An 18186-nucleotide genomic window follows, 5' to 3' on the forward strand; every position below is an offset into this window, starting at 1 on the left:
GGGTCAGCTCACCACTCCGGTCATCACGCCCACGGGTACGGCGATGAAGCCGGCCGTGAGCAGCAGCGCGAGAACATTGGCGATGGTCTTCAGGACGCGGTCGCGGGTCGCGCTGCCCACGCCGAGGGTCTGCGCCGCGCTCCAGAAGCCGTGCTGGACGTGCAGGCCGAGTGCGAGCATCGCGACGATGTAGACGACGTTGCCGTACCAGGTGGAGAAGGTGTCGATCACGTTCTGGTACGGGTGGCCCGACTGGAAGCCTCCCGGGTGCACGGTGCCGGTCGTCAGGTCGAGGATGTGCCACACGATGAACAGCGCGAGGATGATGCCGCCCCAGCGCATGGTGCGCGTGGCGTAGCTCGAACGGGCCTTCTTGTGCACGTACTTGGCCGGACGGGCCTTGATGTCGCGGCGGCTCAGCTGGTACGCGGACGTGGCGTGCGCGACGACGGCGACCACGAGCACGACGCGGATGAGCCACAACGTCCACTCGTAGTGCATGAACGGCTCACCGACGGTGCGCAGCCAGTGGGCGTAGTGGTTGAACTCGCCCGACCCGAAGAAGATCTTCAGGTTGCCGATCATGTGGACGACCAAGTAAAGCAGCATGATCAGGCCGCTCAGGGCCATCACTGTCTTCTTGCCGACGGACGAGTCCCAGAGCGTACGCGTCATGGACGGCCGTCGGTCCGTCCGTGTTGCCAGAACCATGCCACGCACGCTAGAGCCGAAGGACCCGATCGGTCCAAGACATGGTCCAGCTCATTTCCATAGGCACAGACTATCGAGCGATTACTGTGGGGGTCATGCAGTTCCAGCAGCTCCAGTACTTTGTCGCGGTCGCCGAGACCCGGCACTTCACGCGGGCCGCCGAAGTGGTCCATGTCGCCCAGCCGTCGCTGTCCCAGCAGATCCGGTCCCTGGAGCGGGAGCTGGGCGCGGATCTCTTCCTGCGCGCCCGCGGGAACATCACGCTCACCGACGCGGGCGAGGCGCTCCTTCCGCTGGCCCGCCGCATCCTCGCCGACGCGGACACGGCCCGGCAGGAGGTGCACGAGCTGGCGCAGCTCAAGAGCGGCCGGGTGCGGCTCGGCGCCACGCCCTCACTGTGCACCGGCCTGCTGCCCGATGTGCTGCGCACCTTCCACGACCGGTATCCCGGCATCCGCCTGATGATCGAGGAGGGCGGCTCCCACGACCTCGTACGCGAACTCGCGCGCGGCGCGCTGGATCTGGCGCTCGTGGTGCTCCCGCTGCCCGCGCCGGCGCCCGCGCTGACGACCGTGGAGCTGCTGCGGGAGGATCTGGTGGTCGTGTCGTCGCCGGATGCGCCGCGGCCCGGACGGGGGCGGTCCGTGCGCATTTCGGACCTTGAGGGCGAGCGGCTTGTGATGTTCCGGCACGGCTATGACCTGCGGGAACTGACCGTTGCCGCGTGCCGGGCGGAGGGGTTCGAGCCGGATTTCGCGGTGGAGGGCGGAGAGATGGACGCGGTGCTGGGGTTCGTGCGGGCGGGGCTCGGGGTGGCCGTCGTGCCGCATATGGTCGCGACGCGCGTGGGGGCCGATCTGCGGGTGACTCCGCTGGCCCGTCCCGGGCTGCACCGGACCATCGCGCTGGCCCATCGCAGCGATGTGGCTCCGCCTCGGGCCGCGCGGGAGCTCCAGCGGATGCTGCTGGAGCGGTGACACGTTGTTGCCGGGTGATGGTGTGCGGGTCGCCTTTGGGGGGTTGCGCAGTTCCCCGCGCACCTGATCGTGGAGGGCTGGGTTACGGGTGCGGCATGTGGTCGTTCTTTGCGCCGTTCCCCGCGCCCCGGGTCGTGGGAGCCGAGGGGGCGCTTTTGGTTACTTGGGAGGTCTGGACGTCACGCAGTACGTCGTTGCGGATGGGTCTTCCAGGACCAGCCAGTGTGCGCCCCTTGACCGGAGCGTCGCGCCCAGTGATTCGTGCCAGGTGCGCGTTGCCTCGATGTCTGCGCAGGCCAGGTCCAGGTGGGCGCCTGTCGGGCGGGCGTCCGTGAGGCGTTGGAGCAGGATTCGTACCGGGAGTTCCGCCGGGGGGCGGACCGTGTGGAATTCCGGGAGCGTGCCCGGCGCCGAGGTCCATCCCGTGAAGGACGTCCAGAAGTCGATCTCCGCCTCGTACACCGCCGGGGCCAGGTCGACGCACACCTGGTCCAGGCGGCTCGTCGACCCGTCGGGGGCCGTGACGGGGGCGGGGCACCGGTGCTCGCCGGACCACGGGACCAGGCAGAACGGCTGGCCGCCGGGTGAGCGCAGGACCTCCAGGCCGTCCTCCGTGTGGACGGGCGTCGCGCCGAGGCGGCGTGCCAGGCCCGCCGTCCGAGCGAGGTCGTCCACCGCGAAGTCCAGGTGCGCGCCCCCGACGCCGGTGACCGCCTGCGCCTTCAGGTACGGATCCGCCGAGTCGTCCGGCAGCAGCGTCGCGAACTCGTCGCGGTCGCCGCGGGGCGCGGACAGCCGCGTCCCCGTGACCCGCGTCCAGAAGTCGCAGGCCGCCCCGAAGTGCGCCTCCGGCCGGTCGATGAAGGCGTACACCCAGCGGATCACCAGGCGCTCACCCCGTCGCGTCGCACAGGGCGAGTTCGTGCAGGCGGTCCGGCGGGCCCGGGCGGGCGTAGTACCAGCCCTGCGCGGTGTCGCAGCCCAGGTCGCGCAGCTGCTCGGCCTGCGCGCCCGTCTCCACGCCCTCCACGGTGACCGAGAGGTCGAGGCTGTGCGCGAGCCCGACGATGCCCTCGACGATCTTCAGGTCGACGGGGTCGGCGGGGAACCGCTGCATGCCCTGCGTGAAGGAGCGGTCCAGCTTGAGGACGCTCACCGGGAGCCGGCGCAGGTTCGCGAGGTTCGAGTAGCCCGTACCGAAGTCGTCGAGCGCGATGTCCACGCCCATCTCGGCGAGCCGCCGCAGCGGCTTGAGGAGATCGTCGTCGGCGCCGATCAGGGCCGACTCGGTCACCTCGAGGCAGAGCGCGCCGGGTTCGAGTCCGAAGCGCTCCAGGATGTCGACGGTGTCGGAGACGAGACCCGGGTGGGTGAGCTGCATCGGGGACAGGTTCACGTTGATGCGCAGGGGCCCGGCGTCCTCGTAACGCTCCTGCCAGACCCGGGCCTGGCGCACGGACTCCTCCAGGACCCAGCGCCCGAGCGGCACGATGAGGCCGGTGTCCTCGGCGAGCGGGATGAACTGGTCGGGCCCGAGCACACCGTGCTGCGGATGCAGCCACCGCACGAGCGCCTCGGCGCCGCGCACGCTGCCGTCGCCGAGGTGCACGAGCGGCTGGTACTCGATGAAGAACTCGGCGCGCTCCAGGGCCGCGGGCAGTGCGTTCGTGAGGCCGTGGCGGGTGATGGCACGCGCGTCGGCCTCGGGGTCGGCGAGCTCGTAGCGGTTGCCGCCCGCCGACTTGGCCCGGTACATGGTGATGTCGGCGCTGCGCAGCACCTCCGCGGGACTGCGCTCGCCCGCCGCGGGCCCCTCCACGATGCCGATGGAGCCGCGCACGGTCAGCTCGCGCCCGTCGATACGGATGGGCGCGGCCAGCGCGTGCATGATGCGTCCGGCGAGGTCGTCGACCTCGGCCGCGGTGTCACGGCCGGTGGTCAGCGCGACGAACTCGTCGCCGCCGAGCCTCGCCACCATCTCGCCGGGCGCGGTGGCGCAGCCCTGGAGCCGGTCGGCGACCTCGACGAGGAGCCGGTCGCCCGCCGCGTGACCGAGGCTGTCGTTGATGGTCTTGAAGCCGTCGAGGTCGAGGTAGCACAGGCCGAAGCGCATGCCGTCGCCGGCCGCGAGCGCCTTCTCCAGGCGCTCGAAGAACAGCGTCCTGTTGGGGAGCCCGGTGAGCGCGTCGTGGGTGGCCTCGTAGCGCAGCCGCAGGTTCAGGAGGCGGCGCTCGGTGGTGTCCTCCACCAGTGCCAGCTGGTACTGCGGCACTCCGTCGGCGTCCCGCAGGAGGGAGACGGTCAGGTTCGTCCACAGGGCGGTGCCGTCGGGGCGGTAGAACGCCTTCTCCACGCGGTAGTGCTCGCGCTCGCCGCGCACCAGCTCCTCGTACAGGCGCCACACGTGCGGGGCGTCGTCGGGGTGGGTCCAGTCGACGACGTTGCGGCCGCGCACCAGGTTCTCGGCGCCGCCGAACATGCGCACCAGCGCGTCGTTGGCCTCCAGGACCGTGCCCTCGAGGTCGGCTATGCCGATGCCGATGGCCGCGCCGTGGAACACCGCGCGGAACCGGGCCTCGCTCGCGTGAAGGGCCTCGGCGACCGCGCTGCGCGCGCTCAGGGCCGCCCGGGAGATGGCTTCCTGCTCGACGAGGGTCCGCTCGCGCAGGGCCTGGGCGAAGCCCGCCGCGACGGCGTGCTGGAGCCGTGCGCAGCGGGCCCGCAGCTCGTCCTCGCGCCGGTCCTCGTCGGGGCGGCAGTACAGGACGAGGTAGGCGTCGACGACGTCGAGGGTGCGGGTGAGCGCCTCGGGGTCGGTGCAGTGCACGCCGATCAGGGCCGCGCCGACGGCCTGGGCCGCGGGCGCGTCCAGGGTCCGCTCGCCGAGCGCGTCCCGCAACCGCCGTGCGAGCGGCATGAGTTCCTTCTCGAACTCGACCCTGGTGAGGGAGGTCGCCGTCACCGGGAAGATCGCCCGGCTCCAGATGGTGGCGAATCTGCGGAGTCTGTCCTCGGGCCCGTCCGGTTCGCCGCTCACGCCTTGCGCCCCACGCCGGCGCAGCCCGAGAAGGCATATGGATCCTCGTCCGCGGGCGCGCTCTCCGGCCGCCAGTCGGGCATCTGCACGAGTCCGGGTTCCACCATCTCGTATCCCTCGAAGAACCGCGCGATCTCCTCGCGCGAGCGCATGATCAGCGGGTTGCGGATGTTCTTGTACACGTCGACCGTGCCGGCGGCGCGCGCGGCGGGCACGGGGATGCCCTCGTACGCGGCGTGCGTGACGATCAGGAGGCTGCCGGGCGCGAGGGCGTCCCGCAGTTCGGCGACGGCGCTCTGCGGGTCGTCGGCGTCCTCGACGAAGTGCAGGACGGCGACGAGGAGCAGGGCCACCGGCCTGTCCAGGTCGAGGAGTTCACCGACCTCGGGTGCCGCGAGGACCTCCCGGGGCTTGCGCAGGTCGGCGGTCACGACAGCCGCGCGGTCGTTGCCGTCGAGGACGGCCCGGCTGTGCGCGACGGCGACCGGGTCGTGGTCGACGTACACGACGCGCGCTTCGGGGTCGGCCGCCTGGGCCACCTCGTGGACGTTGCCGAAAGTGGGGATCCCGGATCCGATGTCCAGGAACTGGGTGACGCCCTCCTGGACCGCGTAACGCACCGCCCGGCGCATGAAGGCACGATTCGCCTGCATGATCTTCGGGAGCCCCGGCATGAACTCCATAGCCTTGCGGGCCGCCTCCCGGTCCACCTCGAAGTTGTGCGAACCGCCCAGGTAGTAGTCGTAGATCCGGGACACGCTGGGCACCGAGATGTCGATGCCCTGGGGGGCCCAGGCGGGACGCTCCATCAATGTCTCCAAGGCGTAGGCGAGCCGGTGTTCGAGCTGAGGCTACTGATCGCCCGCCAATGGAGCGAGTCAAAACGGAAATTGACCGTCCGTTCTCGGTCACTGCCTCCGGCAAGTGCCGAATGACAATGATCCGAAATCACCCCGAAACCCTCTCGGTTACAACGGAAAAGAACCGGCCTGTTCCCTCCGCGTGATCACGGGAGGAACAGACCGGCGATTCGCCAAATCCGTCGCAGACTCTACGCGGTGCGCCTACTTGGGCGCTCCCACGGGCTTTCCCTCGGGCGAAGCGGCGTACCAAGTGCCGCCCACGCCCTGCCCATTGGTGTCTCCGGGCTTCTTGTCGCCGGAGTAGGTGTAGACCGGCCAGCAGTTGATCGTCTGCTGCTTGCCGCCGTCGGGGCGGTTGTACGTCATGAAGCCCTTCTTGAGGATGCCCTTGGTGTCGTTCTTCGCCACGGGCGCGACGGCGGGCCAGTTCTCCGCGCAGGTGTCGACACAGTTCGACTTGATGGGCCAGGCCGAGTCCTTGAGGAAGCGGTAGACGGTCATTCCGTTCTTGTCGACGACGATCTCACCGAGCTTCGGGTCCTTGCGTGTGGACAGACCGGCCAGGTCGGCGGGGAGCGCGGCGGCGGGGCTCGCCTTCTTGCCGTCGGGCCCGGCGGCGTACCAGACGCCCCCTACGCCCTGCCCCTTCGCATCGCCCGGCTTGGTGTCCATGGCGTACCGGTACATGGGCCAGCCGTCGATCGTGAGCTGCTTGGTGCCGTCGGCCGCGGTGACCTCGCCGAGCAGCGACTGGTCGACGCCGGGCGCGGCCTTGGCGCCGTCCGCGGGCACCACGGGCCAGGCCTTGAGGCAGGCGTCGTCACAGTTCGACTTGGGCGGCTGCGCGGTGTCCTTGTCGAAGCGGTACATCGTGAAGCCCGCGCTGTCCGTGAGGACCTCGCCGAGTTTCTTGCTGTCCCAGGTGGCGAGCTGCCCGGCCGGCTTCGCCTTGGTCGCCCCCGCGTCCTTCGCGTCCCCGTAGCCGTCCCCGCTGCCGTACGCGTCGCCGTTGCCGTAACCGCCCTGCGCCGGGGCGGCCTTGCCCACGGTCTGGCCGCCCTGCGACTGGTAGCCCTGGTCCTGACCGCACGCCGTCGTCAGCGCCAGCAGGGCCGCAGCGGTCGCTACGAGTGAGGCGTTCCGCCAGGTGTTCATTGCCAACTCCCGCTGTTTGCTTGGGTGTTGTGCGATCCCGGAAGAGGCCGCACATGGCCCTAGGTACGCGCGGTGACGACGGATGTGTTCAACGCGGCCGGAAATTTCTTTCTGGCGAGGGGGCGCGGGACGCATCCGGTGCGGGCCACGCGTGCGCTCCCGTGGCCGCGGGCAAACCTGGCGCCCCCCATCTCCCCACCTTCGGACCAATCCTCGGCGGCCGTGGCGTGGCGGCGCCTCCCGCCGCCCATGATCTCCGTCGTGTACGGATCCAGAGGGGCCAGGTCGACCCTGGTCACACGGGTGGTGGCGGTGCTCGCGCTGGCCTGGCTGATGGGCTCGCCCGCGGCCGGCGCCACAGCGGCCGCACTGACCCCGGCCGACAACTGCGCGTACGCCTCCATCGGCAAGGGCGGCGACGCCGTAGCCCACGCCGGGGACGGCGTCGTCTGCCGGGCGGGCCCCGTCAAGCCACCGCCGCGCAAGCCCGCACCGCCCCCGCCCCCCAAGCCCCCGCCCCCACCACCGCCTCCTCCACCACCACCACCTCCACCTCCGCCACCGCCTCCGCCTCCGCCTCCGCCGCCACCCGTGAAGGCACCGCCGCCGCCCGCGCCGAAGCCGACGGTGCGCCCCAAGCCCTCGCCGACACCGGTGAGTTACCCCGCTTACCGCCCCGCGCCCCGCAAGGCGCCGCCGAGCGGCGGGCCTTCCCTGGTCTCGCTCACCCTGCTCATCACCGCGCCCGCGGTGCTCGCCGTAGCCGCCCTGCGCCCGCGCTGACCGCCCGGAGGTCCCGATGTCGGAATGGCTTGTTCTCACCCTCGCGATGGTGGCCGCGTGCGCGGTCGTGCTCGCCGTGACCGTCCTTCAGCAGCGCAGGATCGGTGACGACGACGACCCGAGCGAGACCCCGGACGTCATCGAGTACATGACGATGATGATCGGCGTGGTGTACGCGATCGTCCTGGGCCTCGCCATCGCGGGTGTCTGGGAGGGCCGCAGCGCCGCCCAGGACCACGTACGCAACGAGGCGCAGGCCCTGCACGAGGTCCATGAACGCGTCCGCGTCTACCCGACGGAGGTCAGGACCCGCATCCGCGCGGATGTCGACACCTATGTCAGCCATGTCGTCACCACCGAGTGGCGCACGATGAAGAACCAGGGCCATCTCACCGCCGAGGGCACCCGGCTCCTCGACAAGGTGCGCCACGACGTCACCGACTACCAGCCGAAGACCGACTTCGAGGCGCAGGCCTACCAACCGCTGCTCGACCAGATCACCGCCGCGGACGACGCCCGCAACGCGCGCGCGGACTCCACCGGCGCCACCATGCCGGGCGTCGTGTGGTTCGGCCTCATCACGGGAGGGCTCGTCACGATCGGCATGGTCTTCGCCCTCCAGATCCGCCGGACGGCACGCGAACTGATCCTCGCCGGGCTCTTCTCGGCGCTGATCGCGTTCCTGCTCTTCCTGGTCTGGGACCTCGACGCGCCCTACAGCCGCGGGGTCGCGGCCACTGTGGAACCGTTCCTCATGCTGTTCCCGCACGCCGGGGCATGAGACCGGCGGGCCGCGCCCACCTCCGGGTCAGCGCGGCCCGCCCAGCGCCAGCCCCTGCTCGGCCAGCGCCTCGCCGAGGACCCGCAGCGCCTTGGGTCCCATCCCGTGCAGCGCCTTCAGCTCGTTCACGGGCACGTCCGCGAGCTGGGCGAGTTCCGTGTATCCGGCCCCGTTCAGCGCCCGCAGCGCCGGAGCGCCGATCCCGCGCGGAAAACCGGTGGCTGCCGTGCCGTCCGTCATCACTGCCTGCCTCTCCCAGCGGGGCGCGGGCTGCGCCCGGCGCCCCGGCGACGCACTCTGGTGCCATGACTGCCTGGCACACCCCCATCGTCGTCCACCCTCCCGCACCCGAGGGCGGGCGGCACGTCACCGTGCGGGGGCGGGCCGTCGGGCTCGCGCACAGCGATCAGGACCTGATCCGGCTGCTGCGCTCAGCCGGGCTCGGCGAGTCCGACATGACGCTCGACGATCCCCATCTGGTCGAGTGGCGCGGCGCGGGCCCGCACGTATGGCACACGATGGGACCCGACGAGCCGTCACCTGTCGCCTGACCGGCGTACACCGTTGCCCCGTTCGCCCTACGCGGATCGCGGCCGTCCGGGCCAGTAGCCAGCGTTTCGGGCATCGCCGGCGGAATTCCGTACGAGCTGATATTGCCGCAGGTCACGGGCTGTCAGGAATTTTTGACGGAACGGACTCGTATGGCACACCGCATTCCTGGCCGCCACCCGTTCGCTCCTGCGCTGTCGCCCGCCGCGAGCGCCGCGCTTAGCGTTTTCGTGAGCGCAACTGTCGCGGTCTCGCCGCCGCGTCGAGAGGGGTGAACGAATGTCTTCGTCCCAGCCGGCCGACGAGGAGGGTCAGCAGAGGAAGCGCGCGCCATGGGGCGTGATCGCGCTGGTTCTGCTCACCGGAATCGCGCTGATCCGCAATGGATCGGGCGAATTCGACCTCGGCCCCCCGCAGCCCGCTTCGGCGGCGGCAGAGGATCTCCGCGCCCCGTCCGGTCCCGGCGCGAAGGCGCCGAAGCCATTGCCGTACTCCGTGGCGGACCGGGTGCGGATCCCGGCGATCCAGGTGGATGCCCCGGTCATCCCCGTAGGGGTCGATCCGGACGGCTGGGTGGACGCCCCGCCGCCCGAGGACCCGAATCTCGCGGGCTGGTTCACCGGTGGCGTGACTCCGGGCGAGAAGGGCACCGCTGTCATCGTCGGCCATGTCGACAACCAGCAGGGGCCCGCGGTCTTCTACGGCCTCGGCTCGCTCAAAAAGGGAAATCGCGTCCAGGTCGTGCGCAAGGACCAGAAGACCGCCGTGTTCGAGATCTACGGCATCAAGGTCTTCGAGAAGGCGAATTTCCCGGGTAATCGCGTCTACGGCAGTACGGGAGCGCCCGAACTGAGGGTGATCACGTGCGGCGGCGGATTCTCCGAGCAGAACGGCTACGACGGGAATGTCGTCGTCTTCGCCCGCATGGTCGAGGTCCGCTGACCCGGCGGGCGAAATCCCGCCTCAGCCCCTCGGCGCCGGGGCACCGTGATGCGGTAGCCCGAGTCGAGGAGTTCCGGCAGATAGATGCGCAGGGCGACAACACTCTGGGAGCGGTTGCCGCCCGCGTCATGACTGAGGACCACCACGCCGGGGGCCGCCCCGGCCCGGACCGCCCGGACGATGGAGCGGGTGCCCGGCTCCGCCCGGTCGTCGATGTCGACGGTCCACGCGACGACGGGCACATCGTCGGCAACCACACCTGGACGCACCCCCTCCTGACCAAAATGTCGCGCGTGGCGATGCGCTCCGAGATCGAGCGGATCTGCGAGATCATCGACGACACGATCCGACGAGCGCCGCGCCGCGGAACAGGGCCCGCCGCCCTGAATTGTTCTGATCGGGTTTCATGGCTAATGCGTCGCACGGGGCCCGTCGCGGGCCGCATTCCGACGCCGCGCCGCCTCCCGAAAGCACCCGATGGGACCAGCACCGCCCGCGGCGCGCCCGTACGGACGGGCTCGCCCCAGTGCCTACGGGACCTGGGGTTTCCGCTAGCCTCACCGCTGTGAACGCAGAGCAGCCACACCAGTTCGAACGCGGTACGGACGGCCCCAAGGTGATCGTGGTCGGGGTGGACGGCTCCGACTCCTCGCTGCGCGCCGCGTCCTACGCAGGGGGCCTCGCGCGCCGTCAGCGCGCTCTCCTCGCCGTCGTCTACATCCAGCCCGTCATGGCCGCCGGCGCCGCGCTCGGCGTCCCCGTGGCCGACACCACGGACGAGATCGCCGAGGGTCTGATCGCCGAGATCAGGGAGGCGGCGGAGCGGGTGAAGGACATATTCGAGGTGCGCTGGGAGTTCCACACCTTCCGCGGCGACCCCTACAACGGCCTGGTCACCGCCGCCGACGAGCTGAAGGCGGACGCCGTGGTCGTCGGCGCGTCCGAGCAGGCGGGACACCGCATCGTCGGATCGGTCGCGATCCGGCTGGTGAAGGCCGGGCGCTGGCCCGTCACCGTAGTCCCGTAACCACCCCCTAACCCTCACACCGCGTGGGGCGTGACTTCTTCCTTAGCCGCAGCGGCTGGGCCATCATGATCGCCCGTCAGCCCACTGCCGTCCGCGAAGAGGTGGAGCCCATGGCCGGTCTCAGAGGACTTCGGACGGGACAGGGCGTGCTGCGCCGCAAACCCATCGAACAGATCGAGGAGACCGAGGGCGGCGGCGCGCAGCAGCTCACCCGCACCCTCGGGCTGTGGCAGCTCACCGCGATCGGCGTCGGCGGCATCATCGGCGCCGGCATCTTCACCCTCGCGGGCACGGTCGCCAACGGTACGGCGGGGCCCGCGGTCCTGATCTCGTTCCTCATCGCGGGCGTCGCGAGCGCCGCCGCCGCGCTGTCGTACGCGGAGTTCGCCGGCCTCATCCCGAAGGCGGGGTCCGCCTACACGTACGGGTACGCGGTCCTGGGCGAGCTGGTCGGCTGGTTCATCGGCTGGGACCTGCTCCTCGAGTACACGGCGATCGTCGCGGTCGTCGCCATCGGCATCTCGGGCTACTTCGGCTTCCTGCTCGGCGACATGGGGCTCGACCTGCCGCACTGGATGCTGGGCGCGCCGGGCACGGGGGACGGCCACAAGGTCGACCTGTTCGCCGCGCTGCTGTGCCTGCTCATCGCGTATCTGCTGACGCTCGGCATCAAGAACGCGGCGCGCTTCGAGACCGTCGTGGTGGTCCTGAAGGTCCTGGTGGTGCTGGTCGTCATCGCCGTGGGCTTCTTCCACATCAATACGGGCAACTACACGCCGTTCTTCCCGTTCGGCGTCAGCGGCGCGTTCACGGGCGCGGCCACCGTCTTCTTCGCGGTCTTCGGGTACGACGCCATGTCGACGGCGGCCGAGGAGTCCAAGGACGCGCAGCACCACATGCCGAAGGCGATCCTCTACTCGCTCGCGATCTCGATGGTCCTGTACGTGCTGGCCTGCCTGGTCCTGACCGGGATGCAGAACTACAAGGACATCGACCCGGAGAGCGGCTTCTCGACGGCGTTCAAGTCGGTGGGCCTGAGCGGTCTCGCGGATGTCATCGCGGTGGGCGCGATCATCGGCATCCTCACGGTGATGTTCACGTTCATGCTGGGCGTCACCCGTGTGTGGTTCTCGATGAGCCGTGACGGGCTGCTCCCCAAGTGGTTCGCGAAGACCCATCCGACCCGGCACGTGCCGACGCGCGTGACCTGGATCGTCGGGTGCGCGTCGGCCGTCATCGCCGGGTTCCTGCCGATCGGGGAGGCGGCTGAGCTGACCAACATCGGCATCCTGCTGGCGTTCGTCGTGGTGTGCATCGCGGTGATCGTGCTGCGCTACAAGCAGCCCGACCTTCCCCGCACGTTCCGTACGCCCGCCATGCCGGTGGTGCCTGCGCTGGGGGTCGTCTTCTCGATCTGGCTCATCACCTTCCTGCAGTGGCAGACCTGGGTGCGGTTCGCCGTGTGGTTCGCCGTCGGGCTCGTCATCTACTTCAGCTACTCGTACAAGAGGTCGGAGCTGGCGAAGGCGGACCCGCCGACGATGTCCTGAGCGTTACCTGCCCATCGCCTACCGGCCCATCGTCAGGCCGTCCTTGGCCGCACCGCGGCTGAGGACGGCCTGACTGATCCGGTCGCGGACGTCGGTCAGGCCGAGGCCGTCGTGGATGGACTGGTTGACGTTGATCACGCGCTTCGAGCCGAGGTTGAACCACTGCGGGATGAACTCGGCCTTGCGCACCTCCCAGCGCCCGCCGGGCCGCTCCGGCGGCGCGAAGGTGAAGCGGCCGATGGTGCCCTCGTTGCCGCGCGCGTCCTGCGCGCCGTCGGCGTTGAACATCTCGCCGGCGATCTGGTCGCCCAGGCCGTAGACCACCCAGGTGCCGTTGACCTTCTCGTACGCCTGCGGGACGTGCGCGTGCGTGCCGAGGATCAGGTCGATGTCGGGGCGGCCGTCCGTGCGCGACGCGGTGAGCTGGTCGCCGAGCCGCAACTGGTCCTCGTCCGGCTCCTCCTGCCACTCGGTGCCCCAGTGCAGGGAGAGGACGACCACGTCCGCGCCCGCCTTCCGGGCCGCCCGCGCGTCTTTGACGATCCTCTGACGGTCGATCACATTCACGGCCCACGGCCGCCCTTTGGGCAGCGGGAGGCCGTTCGTGTCGTACGTGTACGCGAGGTGGGCGACCTTGGCGCCACCGGCGCGCAGCCACGCGGGGCTGCCGCCCTCGGCGGCGGTGCGGGCCGAGCCGGTGTGGCTGATGCCCGCGCGGTCCATGGCGCCGAGGGTGCGGTCGATACCGGCGGCGCCGTCGTCGAGGGCGTGGCTCGAGGCCGTGGAACAGGCGTCGTAGCCCGTGTCGCGCAGCCCCTTGGCGACCTCGGGCGGGGACTTGAAGGTCGGGGAGCCGGTGTAGTGGCCGCCCGCGCCGTAGATCGTCTCCATGTGGCAGATCGCCAGATCCGCCTTGGAGATGACCGGCTGCACGGCGGACAGCATCGGCGCGAAGTCGTAACCGTCACCGCTCGCGTCGGTCTTCGCCTGCTCGATGATCGACGCGTGGGGCAGTACGTCGCCGGAGGCGACCAGCGTGAAGCCGCGCTGCCCGTCGGTGGCGCCGCCGGCGGCCGACGGCGCCGGGGCGCCGGTGCCGTGGGAGGCCGCGCGGTGGGCGCCCTCCTCGGGAGCGGAGCAGCCCGCGCCCGCCGCGATCAGCGTGGCGGCCAGGACCACCGCGCCGTGCCGTGCGTGCCGTGCGCGATGCGTGCGCCGGGTGTGTCCCGTGTGCCTTGTGCCGCGTCTGCGGTGCGTCATCGATCAAGCTCCCGATTCGGTGCATAAGGTGATTTTCGACATAGGCATAGACGTACGAGCACCAGGCCGAGTCAAGGCCCCATACCGCCGCAGTCCCCGGAACGGCGTCACGTTCCGAGGCAGTCGGCCCCGTTCACCGCACCGCTCGCCGACCGCATCGACCGCCCGTCGCAGACCGCTGCCCACGCTCTGGGCGCGAGCCGCGCGCTGCGCTGCCATACGGCCATGACGACCGCCATGAAGACCGAAGGACCCGACCACACGGCAGAACATGTGCTGGCCGAGCTCCAGCGCGAGCACGGCAGGCCGCTTCTCTCCTTCCTCCTGCGACTGTGCGACGGCGACCGGCAGCGGGCGGAAGACCTGGTCCAGGAGACGTTCCTACGCGCCTGGCAGCATCCGGAGGCGCTGCGCGCCGACTACGAGTCCGTGCGGCCGTGGCTGTTCACCGTCGGCCGCAGGCTCGCCATAGACGCCCGGCGCGCGCGGCTCGCCCGGCCCCCGGAGATCGGCGGCACCGTCCTGGAGAGCGCACGGGTCTGCGCCGACCACGCGGAGCGCTCGGCGGCCGCGCTCGACGTCCGCGAGGCCGTGGCGACGCTCAGCCCGGAGCACCGGGCGGTGCTCCTCCACGTGTACTTCCGGGGCGCCTCCGTGGCCGAGGCGGCCGCGGCGCTCGGGATCCCGCCCGGTACCGTGAAATCCCGCGCGTACTACGCGCTGCGCGCACTGCGCAGGGTGCTCCCGGGCTATGAGGCGAACACGGCCGGCCCGCATTGAAACCGGACGGCAGGTCAAGCCTCCGTAAAGCGCCTTGCCCGGTGCCCCGGTCCTCGATTGAGTAATCGGCTGTCCTCCCCTGCCCGGTTCGGACGCGAGGGCCCGGGGCCGGCGGAGCGCACGGACCGGAGGAAGGCAGGAAGGGATGTTGCACGGGAGCAAGGAAGGCACATCGGGCGCCGGCGGCGGCGAACTGAGGGTGCCTATGGCGTGGTTGTACGCCGAGTACATCGCCGATGAGCTGCTGCGCACCGGTGATCTGATGCCGCCCACGTCCTTCGAGTTCCGGGCCGGGCGCGACGCACTCGCACTGACGATCTTCCTGTCAGACACGGACGGCGAGCTGTCCGGCATCCGGGTCGTGTCCCAGCTGGAGACCTGGCTGTCGCTGACGGCGTACGACCAGCCGTGGCAGTACTGGGTGCGGGAGCACATGGCGCGCCTCGCCGCGCAGGCGCTCGATGAGAACAGACCTTCGCCGGACCTCGAACTGGCCGAGGCGGCGTGGCGGTGGCTGGAGGAGACGGAGCTGCTGGCTCCCGATCTGGACTCCGTGCCGGGCCGCGGGCCGCTGCCCGGCGAGGGGGACGACGGGCCGCAGGTGTGGACACCGGCGTGGCAGCTCGGGCTGCCGCTGGGCCATCTGGCGATCCATCTGTTCTGAGGCCCCTGCGGCCTCCGCGCCCGCTACTCGACCTCGACCTCGACGCCTGAAGAGTGCACGCCCGCACGGTACTTGGGAATCCGCACGGTGATCTTCATGCCCGCGCCGGCGCCGGTCTCGATGACGAGGCCGTAATCGTCGCCGAACACCTGCCTGAGCCGCTCGTCGACGTTCGACAGGCCGATCCCGGTCGAGGTGCCGCCCTCGCCGCGCAGGATCGCGCGCAGCTCGCCGGGGTCCATGCCGACCCCGTCGTCCTCGATGACGACCTCCGCCTCGGCGCCCGCGTCCCGGGCGCCGATCGTGATGCGGCTGCGGGTGACGGCGCCCTCCAGGCCGTGTTTCACGGCGTTCTCGACGAGGGGCTGGAGGCACAGGAAGGGCAGCGCCACCGGCAGCACCTCGGGCGCGATCTGGAGCGTGACCGAGAGCCGGTCGCCGAACCGGGCCCGGACCAGGGCCAGATACTGGTCGATGGAGTGCAACTCGTCGGCGAGCGTGGTGAAGTCGCCGTGAAGGCGGAACGAGTAGCGGGTGAAGTCGGCGAATTCCAGAAGGAGTTCACGGGCCCGCGCGGGGTCGGTGCGGACGAACGAGGCGATGGCGGCGAGCGAGTTGAAGATGAAGTGCGGCGAGATCTGCGCGCGCAGCGCCTTGATCTCCGCCTCGATGAGCCGGGTGCGGGAGCGGTCGAGTTCGGCCAGCTCCAGCTGTACGGAGATCCAGCGGGCGACCTCGTCGGCGGCCCGGGCGAGGACCGCCGACTCACGGGGCGCGTAGGCGACGAGGGCGCCGAGCACGCGTCCGTCGGTGACGATGGGGGCGGCTACGGCCCAGCGCAGCGGGCAGTCGACGACGCCGCATCCGCAGCCGAACGCGGCGCTGCGCCCGGTGTCGAGCAGCCCTTCGAGATGCCCCAAGACCTGCTTGCCGTGCGGGTCCCCCGCGCCGTCCCAGGCGAGGACGGCGGTGCGGTTGGTGAGGCAGAGCGCGTCGGTGCCGAGGAGCGTGCGCAGCCTGCGGGCCGACCTGCGCGCCGACTCCTCGGTGAGCCCGGCCCGCAGCGGCGGCGCGGCGAGCGAGGCGGTGTGCAGGGTGTCGAAGGTGGCCCGCTCCACCGGCGTACCCACGTCGCTGCGGCCCCCGGGGTGCGCGGTGCGCCGGCCGAGGACGAAGCCTCCCGCGAGGAGGAGCGGGCACAGGGCGAGGAGCACGGCGGTGGCGGTCACGGCCGGGCTCCCGGCTCACCCGTGGTGATCGTCCCGCGCGCGCTGAGCGACTCCGGGAGGTGCAGTCGCGTCATCGTGGCGCTGGTGTGCGGCGGCACGGAGTCCTGGGTGGCGAGCGACACGAGGACCATGGCGAGGAAGCCGACCGGCACCGACCACACGGCGGGCCAGGCAAGCAGCGTGTGCAGCCAGCCGCCTTGCACGACGCCGGCGACGGTCAGGGTGACCGCGACGAGCGCGGAGCCGCCGCCGAGGAGCAGTCCGGCCCGCGCGCCGGGCGGGGTGAGCCGTCGCCACCAGATGCCGAGGACGAGCAGCGGGCAGAACGAGGACGCCGACACCGCGAACGCCATCCCTACGGCGTCCGCCACCGGCACCCCGCTGACCAGGAGCGCTCCGCCCAGCGGCACGGTCATCGCGAGGAGTGTCGCCAGGCGGAAGTGCCGTACGCCGCGGGCCGGCAGGACGTCCTGGCTGAGCACGCCCGCGACGGCCATCGTCAGGCCCGAGGCGGTCGACAGGAACGCGGCGAAGGCGCCGCCCGCCACGAGCGCCCCGAGCAGGTCCCCGCCGAGCCCGCCGACGGCCCGCCCCGGCAGGAGCAGGACGGCCGCGTCGGCGTCCTGGGTGGCGCTCAGTTCGGGCGCGTACAGGCTGCCGAGCCAGCCGTAGACCGGCGGCAGGCAGTAGAAGAGCCCGATGAGGGCGAGCACGGCGACCGTGGTGCGGCGGGCCGCGCGGCCGTTCGGGCTCGTGTAGAAGCGGACGACGACGTGCGGCAGGCCCATCGTGCCGAGGAACGTGGCGACGATGAGGCCGTACGTCGCGTACAGCGGGTGGTCCGCGCGGCTGGTGGCGAGCGGCTGCCCGGAGCCCGCGCCGGACCAGGGCAGGCCGTCCGCGGGCGGAGGGGCGCCGCCATCGCCGTGCCAGGCGAGGACCAGGAAGAACGCGGGTACGAGCAGCGCGGTCAGCTTCAGCCAGTACTGGAAGGCCTGTACGAAGGTGATGGAACGCATGCCGCCCGCGGCGACCGCGAGGACGACGACAGCCGCGACGAGCGCCCCGCCGAACCAGCGCGGCGCCCCCGTGAGGATCTGCAACGTGAGCCCCGCGCCCTGGAGTTGGGGCACGAGGTAGAGCCAGCCCGCGCCGACCACGAGCATGCTGACGACCCTGCGGACGCTGCGGGACTCCAGGCGGCCCTCGGCGAAGTCGGGCAGCGTGTAGGCGCCGGAGCGGCGCAGCGGGGCCGCGACGAACACGAGCAGGACGAGGTATCCGGCGGTGTACCCGACGGGATACCAGAGCATGTCGGGGCCGTGCACGAGCAGCAGTCCGGCGACGCCGAGGAAGGAGGCCGCGGAGAGGTACTCGCCGCTGATCGCGGCGGCGTTGAGGCCGGGGCCCACCGTGCGCGAGGCGACGTAGAAGTCGGAGGTGGTGCGGGAGATGCGCAGGCCGAAACCGCCGATGAGGACCGTGGCCAGGACGACCACGGTCACGGCCGATATCGCGTACGCCTCGTTCACGGCGCCCCGTGGCGGTCGCGGACGGCCCGGCCGTGCACGAGGCGCGCGAAGTCGCGTTCGTTGCGCTCGGCCCGGCGCACGTACCACCAGGCGATGAGGACGAGGACCGGGTAGCAGCCGAAGCCGAGGACGATCCAGACGACGGTGGTGTTGCGAAGGGCGTCGAAGAAGAGGGGCAGGGTCACCACGGGCAGGGCGAGGACCGCGAACGCGGTGAGCCCGGTGCGGAGTTGACTGCGCATCAGGGAGCGGACGTAGGCCGCGCCCAGCGTCGTCTGTTCGTCGATCTCCCACTGGGTGTGGTGGCCGGGCAGCCGGCGCACCGCGCGCGGCTCGCCGGTCACGA

20 protein-coding genes and 1 pseudogene are annotated in these 18186 nt (G+C 71.1%); 10 read left to right on the forward strand and 11 right to left on the reverse strand.

The genetic code is table 11. From position 1 onward, the window contains the following. Nucleotides 1-3 precede the first annotated feature (3 nt). Entirely contained in the window at nt 4-675 is a 672-nt protein-coding gene (locus tag OG758_RS07200) for a succinate dehydrogenase (protein WP_326709191.1), read from the reverse strand. 131 nt (nt 676-806) lie between these two features. On the opposite strand from OG758_RS07200, the gene OG758_RS07205 reads away from it, so the two are divergent. Further along, on the forward strand, nt 807-1688 hold the full coding sequence (locus tag OG758_RS07205) for a LysR family transcriptional regulator (RefSeq protein ID WP_116513166.1): 882 nt from the start codon (nt 807-809) through the stop codon (nt 1686-1688). Between the two features lie 159 nt (nt 1689-1847). Here OG758_RS07205 and OG758_RS07210 read toward each other — a convergent pair whose 3' ends face one another. The 4 genes from OG758_RS07210 to OG758_RS07225 form a co-directional block, all read right to left on the reverse strand. Continuing rightward, nucleotides 1848-2573, reverse strand: coding sequence for a VOC family protein (locus OG758_RS07210; RefSeq protein WP_326709192.1), 726 nt, complete (start codon nt 2571-2573; stop codon nt 1848-1850). Nucleotides 2574-2580: 7 nt separating this feature from the next. Continuing rightward, nucleotides 2581-4725: a putative bifunctional diguanylate cyclase/phosphodiesterase gene (locus OG758_RS07215; RefSeq protein ID WP_326709193.1), complete on the reverse strand. Its 2145-nt coding sequence runs from the start codon at nt 4723-4725 to the stop codon at nt 2581-2583. Next, nucleotides 4722-5534 (reverse strand): SAM-dependent methyltransferase, encoded by an 813-nt coding sequence (locus tag OG758_RS07220; RefSeq protein ID WP_326709194.1) that lies wholly within the window; start codon nt 5532-5534, stop codon nt 4722-4724. Before OG758_RS07220 ends, OG758_RS07215 begins: the two co-directional genes overlap by 4 nt. A 255-nt stretch (nt 5535-5789) precedes the next feature. Continuing rightward, a complete protein-coding gene (locus OG758_RS07225; protein ID WP_326709195.1) occupies nt 5790-6743 on the reverse strand; it encodes an SCO0930 family lipoprotein in 954 nt (317 codons plus the stop codon). Between the two features lie 261 nt (nt 6744-7004). Between OG758_RS07225 and OG758_RS07230 the strand changes: the two genes are divergently transcribed. Further along, nucleotides 7005-7526: a hypothetical protein gene (locus OG758_RS07230; protein WP_326709196.1), complete on the forward strand. Its 522-nt coding sequence runs from the start codon at nt 7005-7007 to the stop codon at nt 7524-7526. Nucleotides 7527-7542: 16 nt separating this feature from the next. Next, complete coding sequence (locus OG758_RS07235) at nt 7543-8307, forward strand: bestrophin-like domain (RefSeq protein ID WP_326709197.1); 765 nt, start codon at nt 7543-7545, stop codon at nt 8305-8307. Between the two features lie 27 nt (nt 8308-8334). Here OG758_RS07235 and OG758_RS07240 read toward each other — a convergent pair whose 3' ends face one another. Then, nucleotides 8335-8547 carry a DNA-binding protein gene (locus OG758_RS07240; protein ID WP_326709198.1) on the reverse strand — a complete coding sequence of 71 codons (213 nt, stop codon included), beginning with the start codon at nt 8545-8547 and terminating at the stop codon, nt 8335-8337. Nucleotides 8548-8612: 65 nt separating this feature from the next. Here OG758_RS07240 and OG758_RS07245 point away from each other — a divergent pair, with 65 nt between their 5' ends. Then, nucleotides 8613-8858 carry a hypothetical protein gene (locus OG758_RS07245; protein WP_326709199.1) on the forward strand — a complete coding sequence of 82 codons (246 nt, stop codon included), beginning with the start codon at nt 8613-8615 and terminating at the stop codon, nt 8856-8858. Between the two features lie 277 nt (nt 8859-9135). Then, on the forward strand, nt 9136-9798 hold the full coding sequence (locus OG758_RS07250; protein WP_326709200.1) for a class F sortase: 663 nt from the start codon (nt 9136-9138) through the stop codon (nt 9796-9798). 32 nt (nt 9799-9830) lie between these two features. Here OG758_RS07250 and OG758_RS07255 read toward each other — a convergent pair. Beyond that, nucleotides 9831-10031, reverse strand: a pseudogene (locus OG758_RS07255) (polysaccharide deacetylase family protein); the annotation flags it as partial. Between the two features lie 51 nt (nt 10032-10082). Here OG758_RS07255 and OG758_RS07260 point away from each other — a divergent pair. The 3 genes from OG758_RS07260 (at nt 10083) to OG758_RS07270 (ending at nt 12375) form a co-directional block, all read left to right on the forward strand. Further along, nucleotides 10083-10367 (forward strand): hypothetical protein, encoded by a 285-nt coding sequence (locus OG758_RS07260; RefSeq protein WP_326709201.1) that lies wholly within the window; start codon nt 10083-10085, stop codon nt 10365-10367. Beyond that, nucleotides 10364-10825 (forward strand): universal stress protein, encoded by a 462-nt coding sequence (locus OG758_RS07265; protein ID WP_326709202.1) that lies wholly within the window; start codon nt 10364-10366, stop codon nt 10823-10825. The genes OG758_RS07260 and OG758_RS07265 overlap by 4 nt, the downstream gene beginning before the upstream one ends. Nucleotides 10826-10935: 110 nt before the next feature. Beyond that, nucleotides 10936-12375, forward strand: a complete 1440-nt coding sequence (locus OG758_RS07270) for an amino acid permease (protein ID WP_326709203.1) — start codon at nt 10936-10938, stop codon at nt 12373-12375. 18 nt (nt 12376-12393) lie between these two features. Here the strand turns inward: OG758_RS07270 and OG758_RS07275 are convergent, their stop codons facing one another. After that, on the reverse strand, nt 12394-13635 hold the full coding sequence (locus tag OG758_RS07275; protein WP_326709204.1) for a CapA family protein: 1242 nt from the start codon (nt 13633-13635) through the stop codon (nt 12394-12396). Between the two features lie 225 nt (nt 13636-13860). Here OG758_RS07275 and OG758_RS07280 point away from each other — a divergent pair, with 225 nt between their 5' ends. Both OG758_RS07280 and OG758_RS07285 read left to right on the forward strand, forming a co-directional pair. Continuing rightward, on the forward strand, nt 13861-14415 hold the full coding sequence (locus tag OG758_RS07280; RefSeq protein ID WP_382607840.1) for a sigma-70 family RNA polymerase sigma factor: 555 nt from the start codon (nt 13861-13863) through the stop codon (nt 14413-14415). Between the two features lie 145 nt (nt 14416-14560). After that, nucleotides 14561-15079, forward strand: a complete 519-nt coding sequence (locus OG758_RS07285; protein ID WP_326709205.1) for a hypothetical protein — start codon at nt 14561-14563, stop codon at nt 15077-15079. A 23-nt stretch (nt 15080-15102) separates the two neighbouring features. Here OG758_RS07285 and OG758_RS07290 read toward each other — a convergent pair whose 3' ends face one another. The 3 genes from OG758_RS07290 to OG758_RS07300 are packed head-to-tail and all read right to left on the reverse strand — an operon-like array spanning nt 15103 to nt 18184. Beyond that, nucleotides 15103-16308, reverse strand: coding sequence for a sensor histidine kinase (locus tag OG758_RS07290; protein WP_326709206.1), 1206 nt, complete (start codon nt 16306-16308; stop codon nt 15103-15105). Continuing rightward, nucleotides 16305-17840: a sodium/solute symporter gene (locus OG758_RS07295; protein WP_326709207.1), complete on the reverse strand. Its 1536-nt coding sequence runs from the start codon at nt 17838-17840 to the stop codon at nt 16305-16307. Before OG758_RS07295 ends, OG758_RS07290 begins: the two co-directional genes overlap by 4 nt. After that, nucleotides 17837-18184: a hypothetical protein gene (locus OG758_RS07300; protein ID WP_326715836.1), complete on the reverse strand. Its 348-nt coding sequence runs from the start codon at nt 18182-18184 to the stop codon at nt 17837-17839. Before OG758_RS07300 ends, OG758_RS07295 begins: the two co-directional genes overlap by 4 nt. Between the last annotated feature and the right edge of the window lie 2 nt (nt 18185-18186).

The sequence above is a fragment of the Streptomyces sp. NBC_01474 genome (genome assembly GCF_035918215.1).
Classification (GTDB): domain Bacteria; phylum Actinomycetota; class Actinomycetes; order Streptomycetales; family Streptomycetaceae; genus Streptomyces; species Streptomyces aureus.